Annotated in this window: 7 protein-coding genes, 2 tRNA genes, 1 pseudogene and 1 riboswitch; of the genes and pseudogenes, 8 read left to right on the top strand and 2 right to left on the bottom strand. The window is 72.2% G+C overall.

Annotated elements, in window-relative coordinates; genetic code table 11:
• The 4 genes and pseudogenes from ACWC24_RS38900 to ACWC24_RS38885 form a co-directional block, all read left to right on the top strand.
• Window positions 1–436 (top strand): annotated as a pseudogene (locus ACWC24_RS38900) (DEAD/DEAH box helicase); the annotation flags it as partial.
• A 301-nt stretch (window positions 437–737) separates the two neighbouring features.
• Complete coding sequence (locus tag ACWC24_RS38895; RefSeq protein ID WP_450667634.1) at window positions 738–2,867, top strand: FG-GAP repeat domain-containing protein; 2,130 nt, start codon at window positions 738–740, stop codon at window positions 2,865–2,867.
• A 48-nt stretch (window positions 2,868–2,915) separates the two neighbouring features.
• Window positions 2,916–4,451, top strand: a complete 1,536-nt coding sequence (locus ACWC24_RS38890) for an amino acid permease (protein ID WP_450667633.1) — start codon at window positions 2,916–2,918, stop codon at window positions 4,449–4,451.
• A gap of 109 nt (window positions 4,452–4,560) precedes the next feature.
• Window positions 4,561–4,633 (top strand) — tRNA-Lys (locus ACWC24_RS38885).
• A 106-nt stretch (window positions 4,634–4,739) separates the two neighbouring features.
• Here ACWC24_RS38885 and ACWC24_RS38880 read toward each other — a convergent pair.
• Together ACWC24_RS38880 and ACWC24_RS38875 are read right to left on the bottom strand one after the other, a co-directional pair.
• A complete protein-coding gene (locus tag ACWC24_RS38880) occupies window positions 4,740–5,390 on the bottom strand; it encodes a GTP cyclohydrolase II (protein ID WP_450667632.1) in 651 nt (216 codons plus the stop codon).
• A 177-nt stretch (window positions 5,391–5,567) separates the two neighbouring features.
• Complete coding sequence (locus tag ACWC24_RS38875; RefSeq protein ID WP_450667631.1) at window positions 5,568–6,089, bottom strand: MarR family winged helix-turn-helix transcriptional regulator; 522 nt, start codon at window positions 6,087–6,089, stop codon at window positions 5,568–5,570.
• A 76-nt stretch (window positions 6,090–6,165) separates the two neighbouring features.
• On the opposite strand from ACWC24_RS38875, the gene ACWC24_RS38870 reads away from it, so the two are divergent.
• The 4 genes from ACWC24_RS38870 to ACWC24_RS38855 all read left to right on the top strand — a co-directional run bounded on the left by ACWC24_RS38870 (window position 6,166) and on the right by ACWC24_RS38855 (window position 10,444).
• The gene (locus ACWC24_RS38870) at window positions 6,166–7,299 is read left to right on the top strand and encodes a dihydrofolate reductase family protein (RefSeq protein WP_450667630.1); all 1,134 of its coding nucleotides are present in this window, start codon (window positions 6,166–6,168) and stop codon (window positions 7,297–7,299) included.
• Window positions 7,300–7,362: 63 nt separating this feature from the next.
• Window positions 7,363–7,436, top strand: a tRNA-Met gene (locus tag ACWC24_RS38865).
• A gap of 185 nt (window positions 7,437–7,621) precedes the next feature.
• Window positions 7,622–8,983 carry a PP2C family protein-serine/threonine phosphatase gene (locus ACWC24_RS38860; RefSeq protein ID WP_450667629.1) on the top strand — a complete coding sequence of 454 codons (1,362 nt, stop codon included), beginning with the start codon at window positions 7,622–7,624 and terminating at the stop codon, window positions 8,981–8,983.
• A gap of 256 nt (window positions 8,984–9,239) precedes the next feature.
• Window positions 9,240–9,405: riboswitch (cyclic di-AMP (ydaO/yuaA leader) on the top strand.
• Window positions 9,406–9,415: 10 nt separating this feature from the next.
• The gene (locus tag ACWC24_RS38855) at window positions 9,416–10,444 is read left to right on the top strand and encodes a M23 family metallopeptidase (protein ID WP_450667628.1); all 1,029 of its coding nucleotides are present in this window, start codon (window positions 9,416–9,418) and stop codon (window positions 10,442–10,444) included.
• Window positions 10,445–10,496: the final 52 nt, after the last annotated feature.

Genomic DNA, 10,496 nt, shown 5'->3' with positions numbered 1-10,496 from the left:
CTTCGAGCGTCGTGACGACCGTGGTGGCCGTTCCTTCGAGCGTCGTGACGACCGCGGCGGCGACCGTGGCGGCTTCAACCGCGACCGCCGTGACGACCGCGGCGGCGACCGTGGCGGCCGTTCCTTCGGTGGCGACCGTGACCGTGGTTTCGAGCGTCGTGACGACCGTGGTGGCCGTTCCTTCGAGCGTCGTGACGACCGCGGCGGCGACCGTGGCGGCTTCAACCGCGACCGCCGTGACGAGCGCCCCGGCCACCGTGGCAGCGACCGCCCCTTCAACCGCGACCGCCGCGACGACCGTCCGGGCTTCCGCTCCGCCGGTCACGACCGTCCCCACGGCCGTCGTGACGACCACCGCGGCACCGGCACCGGCTCCGGCTCCGGTTCCTCCTTCGGCCGCCGCGACGACAAGCCGCGCTGGAAGCGCAACGGCTGACGTCTGCCGACCGACCCACGAAGGGCCCGTACGACTTCGGTCGTACGGGCCCTTCGGCCTTTCCCGTGCCTGTCGCGGCGCGCCGCGCGACGCCCGTCGCGGTGTTCCGTGAAAAACCCCAACGGCCTTTATTCTCAATACCGTTCACCATGTAACGACTGTTAGCATCCGTTGACTTCGACTTGGCTCGACGGGCGCGGACGAGGGGGGTCCTCGGCGCAGCCGCGCGTTCTTGGCGATGAGGTTTCCGTCCTCTCGCCGCCATGGTGTTTTCCCTGGGGAGGGACCTTTGTCTCGGCGTGTGCACTCACGCTCCACCGCGAACCGGCGTGCCCGGATCGCGCTCACCCTGACGAGCCTGGCCGCCCTCGGCGCCGGATCCCTGACCACCGCGGGCCCGGCGGCCGCGGACACCACTCCCATGCCCCTGACGACCGGCGGGGTGTGGGGACTCGACTACGCCGGCGGTGTGCTCACGACCGTGGAGAACGCCCCGAACGGCGCTCCCTACGTCACCGACCGCACGGTCTCGGCCGACGGCACCGCGGCGGGTGCGCGGGACACCCGCGGCTACGCGGGCACGTCCGCGAACGGCGCCCACTTCCACCAGGTCGACTGCGACGCGGGCTCCTGCACGGCGCTGCGGGCGGCCGGCAACGGCGACGTCGGCCTCTTCTTCGGCAACGCCGAGGGACAGGAGGGCCAGGAGCGCGCCCAGGTCTGGACGAGCCGCGACAGCTACCACGGCACCGAACCCGTCGTCACGGGCGGCCGTTTCGCCGACATCACCGGCCGCTACTTCGTCTACGACGCGCCCTCGGCCGGCAAGCAGTACGTCGACGCCGTGCAGCCCTACCGCGCGCACGCCGTGCGCCTGACCCGCGCCGTCACCGCCGCCTCCGTGTGGGGCTCCCGGCTGTACACGCCGGGGACCGGCAACGGCACGGTCACCGGCTACGACCTGGAGCAGAAGAAGACGGTCGAGACGCTCGCGACCGGCGCGCCCTGCACGGTGAAGGAGCTCCAGGTGGTGGGCCGCTGGGTCTACTGGAACTGCGGCGCCACCGGCCCGGCGGGCGTGTACGACCGTACGGCCAGGAAGAACATCGCCGTGCCGTCCGGGCCCGCCCTGGTAGGCGACGGCTACCTGGTCCAGCACGACCGCACGGCCGGGAAGCTGCTGCTCACCGACTTCCACACGGGTACGGCGGCGGCCCCGCGGGAGATCGCCGACCTGCCCGCCGGGAACACCGCCGACCAGCGGCGGCTGACCTGGTCGGTGGACAAGTTCGGCGGCGACATCGCCTATGTGGACGCCGGGCACACCGTGCACGTCGTGCAGAGCGGGGTGCCGTCCCAGCCGCTGGCGGTGATCGAGGCCGAGACCGACGACGGCTCGGTCGACGTCCGGGACGACCGGTGGAACAGCACCTGGCAGCTGAACAAGCCGGCCCGCTGGACCTTCACCGTGAAGGACGTCCTCGGCCGCACGGTGCACACGCAGTCCGGGACCGGCACGGCCCCCGAGGCCGGCTGGAACGCGAGGACGGACGCGGGGGCGGTCCCGTACGACGGCCGCTACACCTGGACCCTGACCGCCACGGCGACCGAGGGCACCGGCACCTACACGGGCGGCGGCTCGGTCGTGCTCTCCGGCGGTCTGCCGGTCCATCACGACCTGGGCGGCTACGGCTACGGCGACCTGGTCACCCTCGACGCGTCGGGCAGGCTCGGCGTGCGCTACTCCCCCGGCAACGGCACCGTGGCCGCGGCGGTCTCCGCCTCCGGCTGGGCCGCCGGGACCGTGGCGGTGCCGTTCGGCGACATGACCGGCGACCGGTGCGCCGAGACCCTGGTCCGGATGCCGAACGGCGAACTGCGCCGCTACCTCGGCCGGTGCGCGGGCTCGTACACCCCGGCGAGCAGCCATGTGTCGCTGGGCACCGGCTGGAAGCAGTACGACGTGCTGACCTCGCCCGGCGACGTGAACAAGGACGGGCTGCCCGACCTGATCGCCCGCAACGCCACCACCGGCACCGTCTACCTGTACAGGTCCACCACCGCGGGCAAGCTGGCCGCCCGGGTGAAGCTCTTCGACAACTGGAAGGGCTACAAGAAGATCGTCGGAGTCGGCGACTTCAACGGTGACGGCGTCGGCGACCTGCTCGCCCAGGACAAGGCCAACACCCTGTGGCGCTACGACGGCAACGGTTCCGGCGGCTTCAGGGCCCGGGTGAAGGTCGCCGCCGCCTGGGGCGCGTCGTACAACGTCGTCGTCGGCGTCGGCGACATCACCGGCGACGGCAGGGCGGACCTGGTCGCGCGGGACACCGCGGGCAACCTGTACCGCAACAACGGCACCGGCAAGGGGTCGTTCGGAGCGCGTACGAAGATCGGCTCGGGCTGGGGCGTATACAAGGGCATTTTCTAGCCACGATGTGACGCATGTCATGCCCTCGGCGAGGGAATCGCTGGGGGCATGACAGATGACGGCAAGAAGAGCGGGCTCTCGGACGAGGAACGGCTTGCCCAGCTCGGGTACACGCAGGTGCTGGCGCGCCGGATGTCGGCGTTCTCCAACTACGCGGTCTCCTTCACGATCATCTCGGTCCTGTCGGGCTGCCTGACCCTGTACCTCTTCGGCATGAACACCGGCGGCCCCGCCGTGATCACCTGGGGCTGGGTCGCCGTCGGCCTGATGACCCTCTTCGTCGGCCTGGCGATGGCCGAGATCTGCTCGGCCTACCCGACGTCGGCGGGCCTGTACTTCTGGGCGCACCGGCTCGCGCCCCCGCGCTCGGCCGCCGCCTGGGCCTGGTTCACGGGCTGGTTCAACGTGCTCGGCCAGGTGGCGGTGACGGCCGGCATCGACTTCGGCGCGGCCTCCTTCCTGGGCGCCTACCTCAACCTCCAGTTCGACTTCGAGGTGACGCCCGGCCGCACGGTCCTGCTCTTCGCCGCGATCCTGCTGCTGCACGGCCTGCTCAACACCTTCGGCGTGCGGATCGTCGCGCTGCTGAACAGCGTGAGCGTGTGGTGGCACGTGATCGGCGTGGCGGTCATCGTCGGCGCGCTGGCCTTCGTACCGGACCACCACCAGTCGACGTCGTTCGTGTTCACGCAGTTCGTGAACAACACCGGCTGGGGCAGCGGCGTCTACGTCGTCCTGCTCGGCCTGCTGATGGCCCAGTACACCTTCACCGGCTACGACGCCTCCGCCCATATGACGGAGGAGACCCACGACGCGTCGACGGCCGGCCCCAAGGGCATCGTCCGCTCGATCTGGACCTCGTGGATCGCCGGCTTCGTCCTCCTGCTGGGCTTCACCTACGCGATCCAGTCCTACGACGCCGAACTCGCCTCGCCCACCGGCGCGCCGCCCGCCCAGATCCTCCTCGACGCGCTGGGCGCGACGGCCGGCAAGCTGCTCCTGCTGGTCGTGATCGGCGCGCAGCTGTTCTGCGGCATGGCCTCGGTGACGGCCAACAGCCGCATGATCTACGCCTTCTCGCGGGACGGCGCCCTGCCGTTCTCGCACGTCTGGCACACCGTCAGCCCGCGTACCCGCACCCCCGTCGCGGCGGTCTGGCTGGCGGCGGCGGGCGCGCTCGTCCTCGGCCTGCCCTATCTGATCAACGTCACGGCCTACGCGGCGGTGACCTCGATCGCCGTCATCGGCCTCTACATCGCCTACGTCGTGCCGACCCTGCTGCGGCTGCGCAAGGGCGAGGAGTTCGAGCGCGGCCCGTGGCACCTGGGCCGCTGGTCGCGGGCGATCGGCGTGGTCGCGGTGGTCTGGGTGCTGGCCATCACGGTCCTGTTCATGCTCCCGCAGGTCTCCCCGGTCACCTGGGAGACGTTCAACTACGCCCCCGTCGCCGTCCTCGTCGTGCTGGGCTTCGCAGCGACCTGGTGGCTGGCGTCGGCCCGGCACTGGTTCCTCAACCCCGAACACGCCCGCACCATCGCCCGCGAGGAGTCCGCCAAGGGGGCTCCCGAACCGGTCGATCCGTGACACTCCCGGCTCACCGCGGCGCCGCCACGCCGTCCGACGCGGCCGGGTCCCCGATACCCGATCGGAGACCCGGCCCTGTCCGGCTATGCTCGGGGAGGCAACATCGCCTGGGCCCTTAGCTCAATTGGCAGAGCAGTGGACTTTTAATCCATTGGTTGTGGGTTCGAGTCCCACAGGGCCTACCGGAACGCCCCCGGCTCGGAGGTACTTCGAGCCGGGGGCGTGACTGTTTCGGGCCCTTCGTGAGCGGCCCTTCGTGAGCGCGGTCCGGCCGGTCCGGAAGCGGCCTCAGCCCGTGGGCAGTTCCGTCAGTTCCGTGAGGTCGGCCAGCGGCAGGGTGTGCTGCGTCTGGAGGACCTTCGCGCGCAGGTAGCGGACGTTGTGCGGGGTGGTGAAGACCCCCGTCGGGACGCGGTCGCGGACGTCGGCGCCCAGCGAGCGGAGCTGGTCGGCCTTGTCGGGGTTGTTGGAGAGCAGGTCCAGGGCGGTGATGCCGAGGGCCTGGAGCATCTGGGCGGCCGCCGTGTAGTCGCGGGCGTCCTCGGGCAGGCCGAGGGCCGCGTTCGCCTCGTAGGTGTCGAGGCCCTGGTCCTGGAGGGCGTACGCGTCGAGCTTGTTGTAGAGGCCGATGCCCCGGCCCTCCTGGCGGAGGTAGAGCAGCACTCCGCCGCGGTCGGCGATGCGTTCGACCGCCTCGCGCAGCTGGGGGCCGCAGTCGCAGCGCGCCGAGCCGAGGACGTCGCCGGTCAGGCACTCGGAGTGCAGGCGGACCAGCGGGGTGGTGCCGGGCGCGGGGTCGCCGAGGACGATCGCGACGTGTTCCTGGCCGTCGGCCAGGCCGTGGAAGGTCACCAGCTCGGCGTCGACGGCGTAGCCGTCGTGGAAGCGCAGCGGGACCCGGACGCGGGAGCGCTGGGTGGCGGCGGGGAGGTCGGGCATGCGGGTTCTCCGGGTCCGGAGGGAACATCTGCTTCAGTTTTGAAGCAGAACCTGTGGCCCCGACCCTAACTCATGCTTGAAATTTGAAGCAATGGGTGGGTTCGCGTTCTTCCTCGGGCGGGTTGGCGGTGCTCCTCGGGGGGGGGTGGGGCCGGTGTGCCGCTCACGCCGTTCCGGTCAGGCGCACGGGGGTTTCGGCGAGCGTCGGCGCCACGGCACGTCCTCCGGTGCCCCGGGCGCCTCGCCGCCACCCTGGAGCGCCCGGGCGACCCCGGTGAAGATCTCCTCCAGTTGCCGTACCTGCTCCGGGGCGAGGTGGTCGAAGAGGGTCGCGCGGACGTTCTCGACATGGCCCGGCGCCGTCCGCTCCACGACCGTCATCCCGGCGTCGGTCAGGGCGGCCATGCTGCCCCGCCGGTCCGACGGGCAGCCCTCGCGCAGCACCAGGCCGTCCTTCTCCAGGCGCGTCACCGCGTACGTCAGCCGGCTGCGGGTGATCTTCAGCCGCTCGGCGAGGTCGGTCATGCGCAGCCTGCGGCTGGGCTCCTCGGAGAGCCGGGACAGGATGGAGTAGTACAGGTGCGGCATGCCGGCCTCCTGCTGGAGGTGCCGGTCGAGCGCGTCCTCCACGAGCAGGGTCGCGGCCAGGTACGCGCGCCATGCGCGCTGCTCCTCGGGAGTGAGCCAGCGGGTCGTCATGCCGCCAGTGTAGGTTTGTTTCAAACTTGAACCAAGCGTCCCGAGTCCCGCCCCGCCGCCGAGAGTGAGCGCGCCGATGCCGTTCCCGTACGTCCTGCTGTCCGCCGCCGTCTCCCTCGACGGGTACCTCGACGACACCGGCCCCGAGCGGCTGCTGCTCTCCGGCCCCGCCGACTTCGACCGGGTCGACGAGGTACGGGCCTCCGTGGACGCGATCCTCGTCGGGGCCGGGACGATCCGCGCCGACAACCCGCGGCTGCTGGTGAACTCGCCCGAGCGGCGGGCCGCGCGGGTGGCGGCCGGGCGGCCGGAGTACCCCCTCAAGGTCACCGTGAGCGGGTCCGGCGAACTGGACCCGGCCGCGAACTTCTGGCACACCGGCGGCGAGAAGGTCCTCTACACCACCGACCGGGGCGCCGAACGCGCCCGCCGGGCGGGTCTCGCGACCGACGTCGTCGCGCTGGGCCCCGAGCTCGGCTGGCGTCCGCTGCTGGAACACCTGCACGACGTGCGGGGCGTACGGCGGCTCATGGTCGAGGGCGGCGGCACCGTCCACACCCAGTTGCTCCAGCAGGAACTCGCCGACGAACTCCAGCTCGTCCTCGCCCCGCTCTTCGTCGGCGACCCGGACGCGCCCCGGCTGTTCGGCCCGGGGGCGTACCAGGGCGGCCGGCTGCGGCTGACGGAGACCCGGCGGATCGAGGACGTCGTCCTCATGCGCTACGAGCCCACCGCGCCCGGCACCGCGGACGCCGTCCCGGCCGCCGACCGGCACTGGCTGGCGCTCGCCTGCGAACTGGCGGCCCTGTGCCCGCCGTCGCGGACCGCGTTCAGCGTGGGCGCGGTGGTGGTGGCCGCCGACGGCACGGAACTCGCCCGGGGCCACTCCCGGGAGGGCGGCGATCCCCTCGCGCACGCGGAGGAGGCGGCCCTGGCGAAGATCGACCCGGCCGATCCGCGGCTTCCCGGCGCGACCGTCTACAGCAGCCTGGAGCCGTGCGCCCGGCGGGCGTCCCGGCCGGCCCCGTGCGCGCGGCTGATCCTCGGCGCGGGGGTGCGGCGGGTGGTCACGGCCTGGCGGGAGCCGGACACCTTCGTCGTCGGCGCCGACGGCAGCGGGCTGCTGGCGGCCGAGGGAGTGCATGTCGTCGTCCTGCCGGACTACGAGGCGGCCGCCAAGGCGCCCAACCGCCACCTCCTGCCGGGCTGAGCCGGCCCCGGATCAAACCGTTGTGCATTCCCACCCGCGAATGGCGTATGCTGGTCCTACCGACGCGGGGTGGAGCAGCTCGGTAGCTCGCTGGGCTCATAACCCAGAGGTCGCAGGTTCAAATCCTGTCCCCGCTACTGAAGGCTCAGGGCCGGAATCCAGTTCACGGATTCCGGCCCTGAGTGTTTTCATCGCGGCTCCCGGCGTTCGCGCGATGCCGTTCCTGCCGTCGCCGTCATCCGGTCGGCCCAACATCACTCGCCCCGCGCGCCGACTCCGGCGAATCTGGACCTTCGTGGCTGGAGACGGCGGGAGACGAGTGGTGCGCTCTGGTGACCTGACGGGTGAGGGGCCGCACGAGGAACCCGGCGCGGCCGAGGGGTCCGGCACGGCGGCCGCGGACGACCACCTCGTCCCGTACGCACGCGCGGGTGGCCGCCTTCCGCCCGACCCGGCCCTCGACCCGGACCCGGCCCTCGACCCGGACCCGGCCCTCGACCCGGACCCGGCCCTCGACCCGGCCCCGGATCCTGGCCCCGGTGGTCAAGCACCGGCCTCGCCCGCCTCGCCCACCGCCCCCGCGCCGTCCGGGGCGCCCGTACCCGCCGACGCCACCGGCGAGGAACGGCGGATCCGCCTCCTGCGGGTGCTCCCCGCGCTGCTGGCCGTCGGCGGTGCCGTCTACGGCATCTGCACGCCCCGCGGCTTCACCGCGGCGCCCCTCTTCACGGCCGCCCCGCTGGTGGCGGCCCCGCTGTGCTCCTTCCTCGGGACCGCCGTCACGGGGGTGGCCGCCGTCGTCGGCGCGTACGCCGTGCACGTCCGGTTCTCCCGGGTCCCGGACGCCGACGCGGTCACCGAGATCGTCACCGTGGCCACGGTCGCCGCGATGGCCGCGGTCATCAACCGTGTCGTGCGCCGCGGCGACCAGCGCCTCGCCAGCGCCCGCGAGATCGCCGAGGCCGCCCAGCGCGCGGTGCTGCCCGAGCCCGCCGCCCGGATCGGCGGCTACGACGTCGCCGCCCGCTACGAGGCGGCCCAGGCCGACGCCTGCATCGGCGGCGACCTCTACGCCGTGCAGGACACCCCGCACGGCGTGCGGCTGGTCGTCGGGGACGTGCGGGGCAAGGGCATGGGCGCGGTGGCGGCCGTGGCCGTGGTCATCGGGGCCTTCCGGGAGGCCGCCGAGCAGGAGGCGACCCTGGAGGCGGTCGCCCAGCGGCTGGAGCGGGCGCTGGCGCGCGAGGGCACCCGGCGCGACGGGCCCGACGTCTTCGAGGGCTTCACCACCGCCGTGCTCGCCGAACTCCCGCACGGGGAGGAGACGGTGCGGATCCTCAGTCGCGGGCATCCGCCACCGCTGCTGCTGGACCCGGACGGCACCGTGCGCCCCCTGCCGGCCCAGGAGCCGGCCCTGCCGCTCGGCATGGGCGAGCTGGGCAGCCGGCCCGACCGCGCGGAGGAGACCCGGTTCCCCAGGGGCGCCACCCTGCTCCTGCACACCGACGGCGTCTCCGAGGCGCGCGACGTCCAAGGCCGTTTCTACGACCCCGAGGAGCGGCTCGCCGGCCGCTCCTTCCGCGATCCCGAGGAACTGCTCGCCGCTCTCGCGCGGGACGTGCACCGGCACTGCGGGGGAGGTCTGACGGACGACATGGCCCTGCTCGCCGTCCGGCGTCCCTGACCACGCCGTCGTCACGTGGAGTGACCGGACGACCCCCCTGCGCATAACATCTGAGTCACCATCAAAACCGCCGTGACTCCTGAGGTGTTGCCCGCGCGCTCCGCACAAGGGGCAACTCACCCGATTTTCGCCGGTCATCGCCTTAAGTCCTGGCCAAAAATGTTATTGATCAAGCGGAACGGCTTGGAATCCTGCCCTCGTGCCCATTAACGTTCGATAACGCAGCGCGGTCGTCCCAGCCGTCACAAGGCGGCTCCGTGCGCACGCGCCGAATCCCGTAAGGGAACCGGGGAACCAACACCCTGGGGTGAATCGCACGGCCACCACTGTCAGCGACATCAGTGACAGGCGGTATACGCGCGTAGGAGACCTTCCTGCTCCGAACCCGTCAGCTAACCCGGTAGGCGAGAAGGAAGGAAGGAGCACGCCCAAGTGGCGTCCAACCCGCCTGCCCCAGAGGCCCCGTTCGTGCCGAGCCAGACCAGCACCGAGCCCTTCGGCTTCGGCAGCTACCGCACCGACGAGGGTCCGTGGGAGGAATGGAATCCCACCGCGGAGACCGTTCGCCCCCCGCGCGGCAAGCATCGCGTCGCCAAGCAGCGTGGCGGGGGACTCGCCCGCAGCTCCACCGTCCTGGGCGTCGGTGTCATAGCCGCCGTGGCCGGTGGCGGAATGGCCAGCGCCAACACCGGCAAGCCGCCGGTCTCCATCTCCATGCCCGACCTTCCCTCCGTCGGCTCCCTGCTGTCGGACGAGAAGCCCGCCGAGACCACGCAGGACGTCGCGACCCCGCTCAGCGGCATCGGCGTGACCACCGCCGACACCGCCCAGGGCGCCACCGACGCCGGCGAGGCGCTGCGCAGCCGGATCATGGCCCAGGCCGAGCAGCAGCAGACCCAGGTCGATGCCAAGGCCGCCGCCGCTGCCGAGAAGGCCGCCACCGACGCGGCCGCCAAGGCGGAGCAGGAGGCCAAGGACAAGGCCGAGGCCGCCAAGAAGAAGGCGGAGGAAGAGGCCGCGAAGAAGGCCGAGGCCGAGCGCCTGGCCGAGCTCGCCAAGCAGTACACGCTGCCGACCTCCTCGTACACGATCACCTCGACCTTCGGCGAGGCCGGCTCCATGTGGTCCTCCGGGTATCACACGGGCCTCGACTTCGCCGCGCCCACCGGAACGCTCATCAAGGCGATCCACAGCGGCACGATCACCGAGGCGGGCTGGGCCGGCTCCTACGGCTACCGCACGATCCTCACCCTCGACGACGGCACCGAGCTGTGGTTCTGCCACCAGTCCTCGATCAGCGTCAGCGTCGGGCAGAAGGTCGCCACCGGTGATGTCATCGGCCGGGTCGGCGCCACCGGCAACGTCACCGGTCCGCACCTGCACCTGGAGGTCCACCCGGGCGGCAGCGCGGACGGCATCGACCCGATGGCCTGGCTGCGCGGCAAGGGACTCACCCCCTGACGACCCGGGCTCCCCGGTTCTCCTGAACCTCCGGCGGTCCTGGCGACACCCC

This window comes from Streptomyces sp. NPDC001443 (assembly GCF_053597355.1).
Note: the sequence above shows the minus strand (reverse complement) of the source record. Positions and strands in the feature narration are given on the sequence as shown.

Bases quoted from the DNA above. Each gene is read 5' to 3' on its own strand.
- ACWC24_RS38875 (WP_450667631.1), bottom strand. From the start codon at position 6,089: ATGACGACCCGCTGGCTCACTCCCGAGGAGCAGCGCGCATGGCGCGCG.
- ACWC24_RS38890 (WP_450667633.1), top strand. From the start codon at position 2,916: ATGACAGATGACGGCAAGAAGAGCGGGCTCTCGGACGAGGAACGGCTT.
- ACWC24_RS38880 (WP_450667632.1), bottom strand. From the start codon at position 5,390: ATGCCCGACCTCCCCGCCGCCACCCAGCGCTCCCGCGTCCGGGTCCCG.
- ACWC24_RS38870 (WP_450667630.1), top strand. From the start codon at position 6,166: ATGCCGTTCCCGTACGTCCTGCTGTCCGCCGCCGTCTCCCTCGACGGG.